This is a genomic window from Solibacillus daqui (assembly GCF_028747805.1).
Classification (GTDB): domain Bacteria; phylum Bacillota; class Bacilli; order Bacillales_A; family Planococcaceae; genus Solibacillus; species Solibacillus daqui.
This window is the reverse complement of sequence record NZ_CP114887.1, coordinates 2706131-2718705: the sequence shown is the minus strand read 5'-3', so window position 1 is coordinate 2718705 and position 12575 is coordinate 2706131. Positions and strand designations below refer to the sequence as shown.

The following is a 12575-nucleotide window of genomic DNA, read 5'->3' as shown; positions in this document are numbered from 1 at the left end:
ATACATAAACGCAAAGAATATTTACTTGACAGTTTGAACACACTTCTAATGGAGGTGTTAAAATGCAAGAAATAACTTGGAATCGGACAGATTTAATAGATGAGGCAGCAGAAGTTGTCTTACAAACAAATGATCGGCAAAAAGAAAAATTAGAAGAAAAAAGCGGTATTCACATTGAAGAGTCACAGCAAAATCGAGTAAAAGTCACTAAAGTGGAAGTAAATGCTGAAGGTGAACGACAAATTCAAAAAAAACAAGGGGTCTATATTACATTATCTATCCCAACATTAACCTCTGAAGACCAGCACGGCTTTTTGCAATTACAAGAATCTCTTATACATTATTTGGATGAGATGCATAAAGAAATCTCCATTACCGCAGATTCAAGAGTTTTAGTAATTGGATTAGGGAATAAAACGATAACACCAGATGCGATTGGGCCATATGTAATTGACGCGATGCATAAAAAGCAATCAGAGCTTGAATCACCAGAGTTTATTTTGTATGCCCCAGGTGTGACTGCACAAACAGGCTTTGAAACAAGCGATTATGTACAAGCATTAACAGAAAGCATTAAACCTGAACTTGTTATTATTATTGATGCACTTGCAACGAGTGGCAGTGCAAGGCTGTGCCGTACAATTCAATTAACTAATACGGGTATTCAACCAGGTGGTGGTGTAGGTAATCACCGGAAAGAAATTTCGAAGGAAGTGTTAAGCGTACCAATAAGCGCAATTGGTATTCCTACAGTTGTTGAGGCCCCGATTTTAATGGCAGATGCTGTAGAGGCTGTGTTTCAATCGATTGCAGCGAAAATTAGTGAAAAAGGAAAGCCCTCTAGTAAATTATCTGTAACTAATTGGACTTCATCGAAAGAAAAACTTGATTTAACTTCATTAGAACCGATTTTTGGTCAATGGGTGACATGGTCAAATGAGGATCGCCGTCAGTTGTTTGAGGAAGTCTTTAGCTCCCATCCCGAACGTCTTATTGTAACACCAAAAGAGGTGGATTTTTGGTTAACTCAGTTTGCCATTTTGCTAAGTGAAAGTCTTTTTGAATGGATAAAAAATGCTAGAAAATCGTTCTAATTTTCATCTCTTCTCCATATCGTATTGGAGAAAGGGTGATGTGTTTGCAAAAACTAAAACGCTTTACGATCTTGCTATGCCTTTTATTTACACTGCCCCTAATTATTGGGCAACTCCCTTTTCCAAATAATAAAATGGCAACCGAAAAAAAGGAGCAGCCTCATTTTGTATTTGCAGCAGCAGATGTGCCTGAACCGGAACCAATTATGGAAAAGACTGAACCATTTAATGCACTTATGCTTTATACACATTCACATGAGTCGTATAAACCCATTGTTGAACAAGCGACAGGTTTAACTGCGGTTTATGATGAGCAAACGAATATCTATTCGTTGCAACAAATGATGGAGCATTATTTGCAGTTGAATGACATTACACCGCATATTTTGGATTTTGATGTAATGACGGAAATGAAATTAACAAATGCCACATTTCATCAGGCTTATAAAGTAGCGCGTCCTGTGTTAGCTGATTATTTGCAACAAAGCGAATATCAATTAGTTATCGATTTCCATCGGGATTCGGCATCTAGAAAGGTGACAACACTGAATTACGGTGAGGAAAACTTTGCGAAAGTTGCATTTGTTGTCGGTGCTGAACACGCTGGATATGAATCGAATTTAGCTTATGCTAAAGCATTAAGTGAACAATTAAATACTATTGTACCTGGTATATCGCGTGGCATTATAAAAAAAGAGGGTAAAGGTGTTGATGGGATTTACAATCAAGACTTAGCTCCCAATATGCTGTTAATTGAATTTGGTGGTATAGATAATACAGAGCAAGAACTTCAGCGGACAATGGCGGTATTAGCGCAAGCGATTCGTTTGGCATTTGTTGAATCAATGGTGTAGCATTTTTTCGTCTAATAAAGCACATATTTTATTGAATTTAGAAAAAATGCCCGCTGTTGAGATGTGTTCTTTGTTGTCGTATCGCTTACTTTCATAGTATAATTAAAGATACAAGAGGCCTCTATTGCTCATTTGTGTAAAAACACTAGAGCATAGGGGCTGTATTTTAGTAGAAAAGTAAGTGGGGTATTCTTTACATACGTCATAACACCGAGCTTTGAACGATGAAAAAGCGGTGTTTTTTCTAATTAGGAGAGGAAATTACTATGAACCGAGAACAACGCTTAAAACGTCAAGAAAATATCCGAAATTTCTCGATAATCGCGCATATCGACCACGGGAAATCAACGTTAGCTGACCGTATTTTAGAAAAAACAAAAACAGTTGCGCAACGAGAAATGAAATCACAACTTTTAGACTCTATGGATTTAGAGCGTGAGCGCGGAATTACAATCAAATTAAATGCCGTGCAATTAAAATACATTGCAAAAAATGGCGAGGAATATACATTCCATTTAATCGACACACCAGGTCACGTCGATTTCACATATGAGGTATCTCGTTCGTTAGCGGCTTGTGAAGGGGCGATCTTAGTAGTAGACGCTGCACAAGGGATTGAAGCACAAACATTAGCAAACGTATACCTTGCACTTGATAACGATCTAGAAATCTTACCGGTTATCAACAAAATCGATTTACCAGCTGCTGACCCAGAGCGCGTACGCCAAGAGGTAGAAGATGTAATCGGTTTAGATGCTTCAGAGGCAGTATTAGCTTCTGCAAAAGCAGGAATTGGTATTGAAGACATTTTAGAGCAAATCGTAGAAAAAGTACCTGCACCACAAGGCGACCCAGATGCTCCACTACAAGCGTTAATTTTCGACTCTGTTTATGATGCTTATAAAGGGGTAATTATCTCGATTCGTATCATTAATGGTACGGTAAAAGCGGGCGATACTATCCGCATGATGGCAACAGGAGCTGAATTCGAGGTAATCGAAGTTGGAGTTCATACACCAAAATCTGTAGCTCAAAAAGAATTAACAGTAGGTGACGTAGGTTACTTAACAGCATCGATTAAAAACGTACAAGATACACGTGTAGGTGATACAGTTACGTTTGCAGGTAGTCGCGGAGCAAAAGAGCCATTAGCTGGTTACCGTAAGTTAAATCCAATGGTATACTGCGGTCTTTACCCAATCGACACAGCGAAGTATAACGACCTACGTGAAGCTTTAGAAAAATTAGAGTTAAATGACTCAGCATTACAATATGAAGCAGAAACATCTCAAGCATTAGGCTTTGGTTTCCGTTGTGGTTTCTTAGGTCTATTACACATGGAAATTATCCAAGAGCGTATCGAGCGTGAGTTTAATATTGATTTAATTACAACAGCGCCTTCTGTAATTTATGAAGTAACAAAAACAGATGGTACAGTATTAAAAGTGGACAACCCATCAATGATGCCAGACCCACAAAAAATCGATAAAATCGAAGAACCATATGTAAAAGCAACAATTATGGTACCAAACGATTACGTAGGGGCTGTTATGGAGCTTTGTCAAAAGAAACGTGGTAACTTCTCTGGGATGGATTATATCGATGATACACGTGTAAAAATCGTCTATGAAATGCCATTAGCGGAAATCGTGTATGACTTCTTTGATTTCTTAAAATCAAATACAAAAGGGTATGCGTCATTTGACTATGAGTTAATTGGTTACAAACCTTCGAAGTTAAACAAAATGGACATCCTATTAAACGGTGAGCAAGTCGATGCATTAAGCTTCATCGTACACAAAGACTTTGCCTATGAGCGCGGAAAAGTAATCGTAGAGAAGTTAAAAGAATTAATTCCTCGTCAACAATTCGAGGTACCAGTTCAAGCAGCAATTGGTCAAAAAATCATTGCTCGTTCAACGATTAAATCAATGGGTAAAAACGTACTTGCAAAATGTTACGGTGGTGACATTTCACGTAAGCGTAAATTACTTGATAAGCAAAAAGCTGGTAAAAAACGTATGAAACAAGTCGGTTCAGTAGAAGTACCACAAGAAGCGTTCATGGCGGTACTGAAGATGGATGATACGAAGTAGTTCTGAAGAACATTGATTTAACAATGTTTTAGAAGATAATTTTATAAAATAAATAAAACTAGATGGTGGGGTTTGCCACCGATATGCCACCGCTTTTGATTTATGCCAGTAACAACTCATAAATCTTTAGCAATGGACTCGAAAATATCGGCAGCATCTCTCGCCATCTTTTGAGTTAAATGGACATAGCGATCTTCTGTAACTGCAGAACGGCTATGTCCTAATCTTTTTTGTACAGTTTTTATAGGTGTGCCATTTTCAATTAACATTGTTGCATGTGTATGGCGTAATGAGTGATAGTTGAAATCTATTTTTAATTTTCCTTTTATCAATTCACGTGTATGGTACTTAATAACGCTTGGTGTATAATGTTCACCATTTTCTTTTTTACAAATAAAATCATGTTTGGAATCTTGCTGATAGAACTCCCCATATTTCAATTTATTTTCTATTTGAAGCTTTTTAGCTTTTTTCAGGATACTTAATAGCGTATTACCGACGGGGATAGTGCGATAGCCAGATATAGATTTAGGTGTCGATACTACCCAATGATTTTTACCTTCAATACGCTTGATAGTTAATTGCTGTTCTATTTCGAGTGTCATTTCATCAAAATTTACATGTTTCCATTCAAGACCACATAATTCACCTACGCGAACGCCAGTATGGAGTCCAATGTGAAATGGTAGATAGAACGGGTGATCTTCTGTAACTTTCTTATTTAAAAGACGCAAATTTTCTTTAGGTTGTATTTTTAAATCTTCTTTTGTAGGCTTACGATCTTTATTTTTCATTAATTCAACATAACGCATAGGATTTTCGTTAATATATTTAAATGGATATACAGCTTGATTTAAAGCTTTGTTTAAAATACCTCTTATAATACTTAATGTTTGCTTAGCTAAACCTTCACGTACTTTTATATTCATAAATTGTTGTAGTACATGAGGAGTTAAAGATTTCAATTTGTATTTTCCGAGATGGGGAGTTATGTGATTTTTTATCGTTATTCGGTAGTTAACTTGTGTATTTGGTTTCAATTTAAGTTCTACGTATTCTTTTTGCCAAAATGTTAAGAAATCCTGTAGTGTCATTTCAGAAGGTTTAAAAACTGTGCCGGCATTTTCATATTCTAAAATTTTTCTTCTCAATACCGATTCAGCTTCCGCTTTCGTTTGAGCACCTTCTGCTGAACGTTCTATTTTCTTTCTTTTCCCGTCAACAATCCCCATATCGAAATAATAATACCAAGTGTTACCGCGTTTGCGTACTCCACCTTTCATACTGTTAGCCCCTTTCAAAAATTGTAACTTTTGCTGGTTCGATATAATCAAACATTTCTAAAACGCCTAACGGTTCAAAGCAAACTGTATAGCCTTCCACATAATGGCCCATCTGGTGCAGCGTGTACGGGTGAAATAAAGAGAAAAGTACGTCAACAATGGGAGAAAACACAAGATGATTTACTGCGTTATGTGTGGGGTTATGATAGCGAAGAACGACATCGAGCAGAACGTTTAGATAGCACTTATCCAGAGCACGATCATGTATTTCCTTTGATTGACTCTATGCTAACAAAAGATGAAGTGCATGGCTTATTAGACCGTTTGGTAGTTAAACGACCAGCAATGTATGAGTTAGGTTTCCGTAATAATAATTGCGTTGGTTGCGTTAAAGGCGGCATGGGCTACTGGAATATGATTCGAAAGCATTTTCCAGAGCGTTTTAAGGAGATGGCGGCACTAGAGCGTGATATAGGTGCTAGTTGTATAAAAGGCGTTTACTTAGACGAATTAGACCCAGCACGTGGACGTTTAGAAGATGAAGTAATGGGCGAATGCGGGATTTTATGTGAATTAGCATATACTGCTGTTTGCGATTAGTTACTCAAAGATTATGATCAAATCAAACAGTAACCAGGAGGACAAAATGAACGAATTAATCAAACAAGTAGAACAATGGTCAATCGATAAAGGATTGGACAATGCGGAATCGAGTAAGCAATTTTTGAAATGTTCGGAGGAGCTTGGGGAAGTTGCAGCAGCATTAGCACGTAACGATATGAACGCTTTACGCGATGGTATTGGTGATGTAGTTGTAACACTCATTATTCTTGCTCAACAAAACGGCATGGATTTACACGAATGCTTAAATTGCGCATATGACGAAATTAAAGGACGTACAGGAAAGATGATTGACGGTGTATTCGTAAAAAGTGAAGATTTACAATCGGAGTAGATTACTAACATCGTATATTTAGTGCCTAGCGCTCGATTCTAGGGGTTTTAATAACAAGAACAAATGTTTGTGTTGTTTATTTTTTTAACCTCTTAAAACGAACGTGTGTGCGTTTTGAAATACATCAGTAATTGTGGAGGGCAGAAATGAATAAATTATCACCAGTACAAAATAAAACCATTGAGGAATTTTGGATTTATCACAGCGAAAACAAACGCCTTCTTCATTTTCGTGAATTGGAATTGATGAATCCATATAATGAAGCAGATAGGAATACTGGCGGTGGTAAAGCTAATAAAATATCCAACCCAACTGAAAGAAAAGCAATAGTGTTAGCAGAAGATGAGCGTTATCAACATTTAAAGAAAACAATTGATATTATTGAAAGCTTATATAAAGAAATAGATGATGATTTGAAAACCATTGTGCATATGCGTTACTGGGATAAAGAAGGCTGCCATGAGTGGGAAGATGTAGCGGATAAATTATACATGTCCCGTAATAAGGTGTTACGTAAGCGAAATGTGTTAATCGATAAAACAGCAGAAAGGATGGGTTGGTTGTGAAGATTGAAATTAGTGGTGTAGGTATTGGTATGGTGCTCGCTATGATTATTTCATGGAGCGTTAATAAATCTATATTGTGGGCAATTATCCACGGTCTGTTCGGTTGGCTCTATATAATTTATTATGTACTTACAATGTGAACTTCTTAACTCTAGTGAAGTTCAGGTAAAAACAGTGTAAATTGATAACATACCATAATTTAAACAAACCAAATATCATATCAAAGTCGTGAGCGATTGCTTGCGGCTTTTATTATGTGTTGAAGCCTTAATTTCAATTAAGGCCTACATTGTTTGTGAGCTTCTGTAAATCTTACGAATTAATGGTATTATTTATTCAGTAAGATTTAGGAGGAAATACATATGAAAGTTTTTATTGGTATTTGGAGTGTATTAATTACACAGAGTTTACTAGTATTGATGTACTTAATCGGTTATGCATTCTTATCAGCTGTTTCAATAAATCCTAATACTGCAACTATTATTAGTGGGTTATTAAGTATGGTTGGTGGTGCGTTCGGAGCATTAGGTGCCTATATGGTTGCTACTTATCAAATGAAAAAACAATTTGAAAAACAAAATAGTGATAGAAGGGTAGAATATCAAATTGCGAAACTAAATGAAACTTTAGATTTGGCGTTTGAATTTAAAAAAACACTAATTTCATGTCATGAAAATAAAAGAAATATTCTTGTATATTTGAGATTACCATATAAAGATGACCAATATATTAAATTATTTGAAAAAATAAAAACTCAAATCGAAACACTGGACCTTATGTATGAAATGTTTGACAGGTATGAAATGTCTTTTAATACACCAATTGATTTAGAAGATATTGGAACTAAAGTGTTGCAATTTAAATCGGATTTTGAAGATTTAATAAATTTCATGGAAGGAAAACAACTATCTTTTATGCGAACAAATATAGACCTTGAGGATCAACAAAAAAATTATTTAGAATTAAGTGGTAGCATTGCAAGGTTCATCGAATCTTTAAAAGAGGATATTCAAAATCTAATAATATTAAAATAACATTAGCAAAAGTCACATCAATTACGATGTGGCTTTTTGTTATACCTTGATGACGAAAAAAGCTACCAACTATAGTTAGTAGCTCGTGTCACACAGTTTAAAGCTTAGCCTACGATTTTTTTGAGGTTAGAAGATCATCTATTATGCGATTTCTTATTAGAATGAAATCATTTTCATCAAAACTATGAGATTTCCCATGTTTACGACGATTAATAGTCGAGGAATGATATTGTACTGCATGGTGAACAGACCAAAATAAATCATCCCAACTTAGTGTTCCTCTGTACTCATAAAGGTCGTTCATAATATAGGCACAAGTTATATTAAAATGGTTCATTATTAAACGGCTCATTATTTACCCTCCAGTTCATTGGTTAAAATATAAGGTAATAACAAAAAAACTTAGGAGGAATGATAAATATGAACTCTGTGTGACCTTATCATTCTATTCAAATTTACATTGAAAAATTACAATTTTTATAATCTATAGGCGGTTTGTATTGTTCAACAATAAGATAAAGCTGAACTTATTAACACTAGAGAAGTTCGCAACAAAACCATGTAAATTGATATTATCGAGTTTTACATCAAAGTCGTGAGCGATTGCTTGCAAAATATGTTTATTAAGACAATACGAAAGTTTTATATGCACAACGGTTTATTTAAATTCCCTTTTAATTTACAATTGAATCAATGGTAAATAAATGGGAGGTGAGAATATGTCTGTTGAACAAATTTATTACGAAATTGAATTTAGTTTTAGAGATAGTAAATACTCAACGAACAAAGAGGATATAAATTTAGCCTGTTCGGAAATTAAATCAAAATTTAAAGAGTACCAAGTCGACTATACTAAAACAGATGAAAAATTTATTTACTTTAGTTTATATGTTGGGGGACCTTCTTCTGTCGCTAATATCTATGGGAACCTTAGCTATCCTGCAAGTATCGAAAAAGATCTAAACTTATTTATCGAGGAAGTATCGAAGAAATATAACTTGCTTGATTCAAAATAGGATTAATTTTAAAAGTCTCGCTCAATCGAGTGTGGCTTTTTATTATGTTCTATTTTTCTATAATGACAATACATTCCATTTATCCTATGATATAGGTAGAGAGAATGGGGGTGTTATCGAGGGATAAAGAGTATAAAAGAAATTAAGATAAAATAATTCCTCGATTAAAGAATGCAAAATGATAAAGATAAAATAGATATAGCGTTGTTAATAGTTTTAATAACAGGGGTTTCGTATGGTATGGCATTTTTTTATGAATACAGTTATCAAGGGTATTATAAATTACCTATTGTATTTATTGATTTAAATATAACTACCTTAACTAGGTCACTATCATATACACTATTAGCAGCGTTGGTTATTTTTTCGATTTTAAATACAATCGTATATTTCATATCTTTCAAATTAAAAATAGATACTTTATGGAAACGGGTTACAATTTTAGTGTTTTTAATCTCAATTCTTATATTTGGTGCCTTTAAATTGGGTGAATTTAAAGCTTCAACAAAAGAAGAATACATGATTTTAAAGCTTAAGGAAGAACTCTTCGTTGTGGTTACGTCATATAGTGGTAATTTAATAATTGCTCCACTTGATATTAAAACGGAAACTATGTCGCCCGAATTTCAAGCAATTGAAATAAAATCAATGAAGGATACACAAATCATTACTTTTGAAAACGGATTAAATGTTAAAGAGTTAAAAAGTAGTAAGGAATTAAAAAAAGAACAATTGAACTGAGATACCTTTATTACATTATATAAAAGTCGTACTCACTACGAGTTGCGGCTTTTTATTATGCATAAAAGGATGTGAATCAAATGGATGCTGAATCTATTTTAAAACCAATCGAACGCTTTCTTGAATCAATTGAAGGTGCTCATTTTGAAGCGAGAGCCTTGCAGATGAAAGAAGAGGTTGAAGAAGTAATTCGATGTTACAATCTTGATCTGAGAGCTGGTGCTGAATATGAAGACTATTTATCACAACGTGAAGATTAGTCATGTTCATTAGGTGTGGCTTTATATTATATGTTTTCCATATCGCTTGCTTTTCGGTACTATATATGGTACTAAATGAATGAGAGGTGAAACATGGGAAATCAGAAAGACTTACATTATTATTTGTCATTACCGTATACATTTCAAGTGCGTAAAACTGAATCGGGCTATTGGGCAAATGTTAAAGAGTTAGATGGGTGTCATACGCCAGCTGATACGATTCAAGAGGCTTATACAGATTTAGAGAAGGTTTTACGTGACCACATCGAAATTAAATTAGGGTTCAGCGATCCAATACCTGAACCAGTTGACCAAGACTATAGCGGGAAATTTAACGTACGTGTTCCTAAAACGTTGCATAAACATCTGGCACAGGAAGCAGAATCTGAAGGTGTATCGTTAAATCAATATATTGTTTATAAGCTTTCGAAATAAAATAATATGAGAGTCACGTTCAATTGAGCGTGGCTTTTTATTATGCTTCATATTTCAAGTAGTGACATATCATTCCATTCACACTATGATAAGTGAGGAGGGAATATTATGAAGCAGTTTATTTTATTTTTAAGTTTTGGAATTTTAATTATAATTGCATTACCGTTATTTTGGTTAAAAATATTGCAATGGGCTTTTCTAGATAATACAGCTATCATCGCAGAGGGTATTAGCCTTGTTGGAGCGATATTAGGTGGAACAATTTCAGGTGCGTTAACTTTAATTGGTGTAAGAATAACGATAAAAGATTCAAAAGAAAAACAAATACAAGATTCTTTACCCCAAAAGTTATTAGATATTGAAGATATAATATTTATAATGGAAAGACAAAACGAATTATTACTCAAAAGCTTCCTTAAGGAACAATCAAAAAGTGCTTTAAACAGTCATTATAGGGAGAGAATCAACTACATTATCGAATACCTCGAGAAAGATGGTTTACTCCGGAAGTCCGCAAATGTAAACCTAAAAACTTATCAAGTAATAAGAAGACTTTTTAGTTCACTCAAAAAACTTGAACAAAATAGAGCCCTTGGTTCACTTTATCCCTTTGAAAGTATAAATACAGCTATGGCTACAACTATCGCAGATTTGAAAACTGAGTGTAAAAAGTTGACTGAATTAATAGGTGAATAGAATCAATCTAATCATGCTACATCTAAAAAGATGTGGCTTTTTATTATATCAAAATTGTATTACAGACAATCATTTCCGTTCACATTATGATTAGTATGGAGGGGATACAAATGACTTTAATAAGTTTTATCGCGACTGACAAATTTATTTCATTTATGAGTGATGGAAGAGTAAGTGAGGTTGAGACCAATAATAGTGTACGTGAAAACTATCGAAAAGTTATCAAAGTAAATAATGCTATTTTAGCTGTGGGTGGTAATTATAATGTTTCGCAAATTTTATTAGTAAGTATTAATAAATTTGATACAAGAAACGCAAGGGCATTAGCGCATTCAATGTTCAAAGAGTTAGGTAATGGAAAAGTAAAAAATGAAATGAATATTTTAATTGGTGGTTTAGATGAGGATGGGAATATTTATTATTCTGGATTTAGTCAAGATTCTACTGAATTAACAGATTATTATCCAATGAACGGTTTAGTCACTCGTCTTGCTACTGAATCAGGGGAAAGTGTTGAGATAACAAATTTTGATAGGCTAGACCAATTAATTGGTGATTTACAAGAGGTTACTTTAATACAAGCTAAAACTATCCAAGAGGAATTAAATGCTTTGGTTAGTATTGTTGATAAAACCGTGGGCGAAAAAACGTTTCATGAATATATTCAAAAATAATTTTATTTAATCTTAATTATTTTTTAAGTCACTCATTTTCTTTGAGTGGCTTATTATTATGCCCTAAATTCATCTATGGAAGGCGGTGAGCACATGAAAATATTTGATTTAAAATGATACACGACGGTTATTAAACGCAAAGGAACCTGTTGTTCATAGTCCATCTAACAAACTAAAGAACAATTATCAGATGCAGATTTACGTGAGTTAATAGGCGTTAATCGGCAGACGTACAAGAAAGTGAATGGGAAGGTGAAGAGGAAATGACAGAACGTAAACCATTATCTATTTCAGTTGATTTGAACACAGACAAAATGCAATTAAAATTACTTGCAATTGCTAAACATGCAGAGGCATTAGCTGATGAGTTGGATGAGATTGATGCAATGGACGATGAGTTGCCAATGTTCTTCAGTTTGGTATTGCAATGTTTTACCATAAAAGGCAAAAAGAAAGACAGACAACTTTATATGTCGTCTGTATTAACATTTGTAGGATTATTTGATTCTTTAGTCATTTCTTCTAGTGTTTTTCTAATTTCCTCAGTTGTATAACCAACTTCCAATAATTCTTTTACGGCTTTTTCTAATGCATTCATTTTCTTTTTCCTTCTACATATTAAATTTTAGTTCCATCTTCTAACACAAAGTTAATTTCCACTTTAGCATTACATACTTCCGCAATTTCTTCTAATTCCTTCTCGCTAAAATTATCGCGTTTCAACTTATTGGATAAATTCGACTGTGATGTTTGTAATTTCTCCGCCAATTCCTTAACTGTTATGGAGGGGTCTTAAAATTAAGGTAAACAAAAGGTAAACATTATAGTACTGAAGTCAGGGTGCTTTAGCTGATTAAACTATAAAAAGACC

At 34.2% G+C, this 12575-nt stretch carries 17 protein-coding genes; 14 read left to right on the top strand and 3 right to left on the bottom strand.

Annotation, left to right across the window (positions count from 1 at the left end):
• The first annotated feature begins 62 nt into the window (after positions 1 to 62).
• The 3 genes from gpr to lepA all read left to right on the top strand — a co-directional run bounded on the left by gpr (position 63) and on the right by lepA (position 4044).
• On the top strand, positions 63 to 1094 hold the full coding sequence (gene gpr, locus O7776_RS13325) for a GPR endopeptidase (protein ID WP_274307523.1): 1032 nt from the start codon (positions 63 to 65) through the stop codon (positions 1092 to 1094).
• A 38-nt stretch (positions 1095 to 1132) separates the two neighbouring features.
• The gene (gene spoIIP, locus O7776_RS13320) at positions 1133 to 1948 is read left to right on the top strand and encodes a stage II sporulation protein P (protein ID WP_274307522.1); all 816 of its coding nucleotides are present in this window, start codon (positions 1133 to 1135) and stop codon (positions 1946 to 1948) included.
• 266 nt (positions 1949 to 2214) lie between these two features.
• Positions 2215 to 4044 (top strand): translation elongation factor 4, encoded by a 1830-nt coding sequence (gene lepA / locus O7776_RS13315; protein ID WP_274307521.1) that lies wholly within the window; start codon positions 2215 to 2217, stop codon positions 4042 to 4044.
• A gap of 116 nt (positions 4045 to 4160) precedes the next feature.
• Here the strand turns inward: lepA and O7776_RS13310 are convergent, their stop codons facing one another.
• Positions 4161 to 5327, bottom strand: coding sequence for a tyrosine-type recombinase/integrase (locus O7776_RS13310; protein WP_274307520.1), 1167 nt, complete (start codon positions 5325 to 5327; stop codon positions 4161 to 4163).
• 30 nt (positions 5328 to 5357) lie between these two features.
• Here O7776_RS13310 and O7776_RS13305 point away from each other — a divergent pair, with 30 nt between their 5' ends.
• The 4 genes from O7776_RS13305 to O7776_RS13290 all read left to right on the top strand — a co-directional run bounded on the left by O7776_RS13305 (position 5358) and on the right by O7776_RS13290 (position 7882).
• Positions 5358 to 5927: a hypothetical protein gene (locus O7776_RS13305; RefSeq protein ID WP_274307519.1), complete on the top strand. Its 570-nt coding sequence runs from the start codon at positions 5358 to 5360 to the stop codon at positions 5925 to 5927.
• 46 nt (positions 5928 to 5973) lie between these two features.
• Complete coding sequence (locus tag O7776_RS13300; RefSeq protein ID WP_274307518.1) at positions 5974 to 6282, top strand: MazG-like family protein; 309 nt, start codon at positions 5974 to 5976, stop codon at positions 6280 to 6282.
• Between the two features lie 146 nt (positions 6283 to 6428).
• Positions 6429 to 6848: a DUF722 domain-containing protein gene (locus tag O7776_RS13295; RefSeq protein ID WP_274307517.1), complete on the top strand. Its 420-nt coding sequence runs from the start codon at positions 6429 to 6431 to the stop codon at positions 6846 to 6848.
• A 362-nt stretch (positions 6849 to 7210) separates the two neighbouring features.
• Positions 7211 to 7882, top strand: coding sequence for a hypothetical protein (locus tag O7776_RS13290; RefSeq protein ID WP_274307516.1), 672 nt, complete (start codon positions 7211 to 7213; stop codon positions 7880 to 7882).
• 109 nt (positions 7883 to 7991) lie between these two features.
• On the opposite strand, the gene O7776_RS13285 is transcribed toward O7776_RS13290, so the two are convergent.
• Positions 7992 to 8234 (bottom strand): hypothetical protein, encoded by a 243-nt coding sequence (locus O7776_RS13285; RefSeq protein WP_274307515.1) that lies wholly within the window; start codon positions 8232 to 8234, stop codon positions 7992 to 7994.
• A gap of 367 nt (positions 8235 to 8601) precedes the next feature.
• On the opposite strand from O7776_RS13285, the gene O7776_RS13280 reads away from it, so the two are divergent.
• The 7 genes from O7776_RS13280 to O7776_RS13250 all read left to right on the top strand — a co-directional run bounded on the left by O7776_RS13280 (position 8602) and on the right by O7776_RS13250 (position 12258).
• Entirely contained in the window at positions 8602 to 8898 is a 297-nt protein-coding gene (locus tag O7776_RS13280) for a hypothetical protein (RefSeq protein ID WP_274307514.1), read from the top strand.
• A gap of 240 nt (positions 8899 to 9138) precedes the next feature.
• Positions 9139 to 9639 (top strand): hypothetical protein, encoded by a 501-nt coding sequence (locus tag O7776_RS13275; RefSeq protein WP_274307513.1) that lies wholly within the window; start codon positions 9139 to 9141, stop codon positions 9637 to 9639.
• Positions 9640 to 9719: 80 nt separating this feature from the next.
• Positions 9720 to 9899, top strand: coding sequence for a hypothetical protein (locus O7776_RS13270; protein WP_274307512.1), 180 nt, complete (start codon positions 9720 to 9722; stop codon positions 9897 to 9899).
• 93 nt (positions 9900 to 9992) lie between these two features.
• A complete protein-coding gene (locus O7776_RS13265; RefSeq protein WP_274307511.1) occupies positions 9993 to 10334 on the top strand; it encodes a type II toxin-antitoxin system HicB family antitoxin in 342 nt (113 codons plus the stop codon).
• Positions 10335 to 10442: 108 nt separating this feature from the next.
• Complete coding sequence (locus O7776_RS13260; RefSeq protein WP_274307510.1) at positions 10443 to 11030, top strand: hypothetical protein; 588 nt, start codon at positions 10443 to 10445, stop codon at positions 11028 to 11030.
• 110 nt (positions 11031 to 11140) lie between these two features.
• A complete protein-coding gene (locus O7776_RS13255; RefSeq protein WP_274307509.1) occupies positions 11141 to 11704 on the top strand; it encodes a hypothetical protein in 564 nt (187 codons plus the stop codon).
• Positions 11705 to 11967: 263 nt separating this feature from the next.
• On the top strand, positions 11968 to 12258 hold the full coding sequence (locus O7776_RS13250) for a hypothetical protein (RefSeq protein WP_274307508.1): 291 nt from the start codon (positions 11968 to 11970) through the stop codon (positions 12256 to 12258).
• Positions 12259 to 12322: 64 nt separating this feature from the next.
• Here the strand turns inward: O7776_RS13250 and O7776_RS13245 are convergent, their stop codons facing one another.
• Positions 12323 to 12472: a transcriptional regulator gene (locus tag O7776_RS13245; protein ID WP_274307507.1), complete on the bottom strand. Its 150-nt coding sequence runs from the start codon at positions 12470 to 12472 to the stop codon at positions 12323 to 12325.
• Between the last annotated feature and the right edge of the window lie 103 nt (positions 12473 to 12575).

What these genes read in the sequence shown, in the direction of transcription:
- gpr (WP_274307523.1), top strand. Translation starts at nt 63, where the DNA reads ATGCAAGAAATAACTTGGAATCGGACAGATTTAATAGATGAGGCAGCA.
- spoIIP (WP_274307522.1), top strand. Translation starts at nt 1,133, where the DNA reads ATGTGTTTGCAAAAACTAAAACGCTTTACGATCTTGCTATGCCTTTTA.
- lepA (WP_274307521.1), top strand. Translation starts at nt 2,215, where the DNA reads ATGAACCGAGAACAACGCTTAAAACGTCAAGAAAATATCCGAAATTTC.
- O7776_RS13310 (WP_274307520.1), bottom strand. Translation starts at nt 5,327, where the DNA reads ATGAAAGGTGGAGTACGCAAACGCGGTAACACTTGGTATTATTATTTC.
- O7776_RS13300 (WP_274307518.1), top strand. Translation starts at nt 5,974, where the DNA reads ATGAACGAATTAATCAAACAAGTAGAACAATGGTCAATCGATAAAGGA.
- O7776_RS13295 (WP_274307517.1), top strand. Translation starts at nt 6,429, where the DNA reads ATGAATAAATTATCACCAGTACAAAATAAAACCATTGAGGAATTTTGG.
- O7776_RS13290 (WP_274307516.1), top strand. Translation starts at nt 7,211, where the DNA reads ATGAAAGTTTTTATTGGTATTTGGAGTGTATTAATTACACAGAGTTTA.
- O7776_RS13285 (WP_274307515.1), bottom strand. Translation starts at nt 8,234, where the DNA reads ATGAGCCGTTTAATAATGAACCATTTTAATATAACTTGTGCCTATATT.
- O7776_RS13280 (WP_274307514.1), top strand. Translation starts at nt 8,602, where the DNA reads ATGTCTGTTGAACAAATTTATTACGAAATTGAATTTAGTTTTAGAGAT.
- O7776_RS13275 (WP_274307513.1), top strand. Translation starts at nt 9,139, where the DNA reads ATGGCATTTTTTTATGAATACAGTTATCAAGGGTATTATAAATTACCT.
- O7776_RS13270 (WP_274307512.1), top strand. Translation starts at nt 9,720, where the DNA reads ATGGATGCTGAATCTATTTTAAAACCAATCGAACGCTTTCTTGAATCA.
- O7776_RS13265 (WP_274307511.1), top strand. Translation starts at nt 9,993, where the DNA reads ATGGGAAATCAGAAAGACTTACATTATTATTTGTCATTACCGTATACA.
- O7776_RS13260 (WP_274307510.1), top strand. Translation starts at nt 10,443, where the DNA reads ATGAAGCAGTTTATTTTATTTTTAAGTTTTGGAATTTTAATTATAATT.
- O7776_RS13255 (WP_274307509.1), top strand. Translation starts at nt 11,141, where the DNA reads ATGACTTTAATAAGTTTTATCGCGACTGACAAATTTATTTCATTTATG.
- O7776_RS13250 (WP_274307508.1), top strand. Translation starts at nt 11,968, where the DNA reads ATGACAGAACGTAAACCATTATCTATTTCAGTTGATTTGAACACAGAC.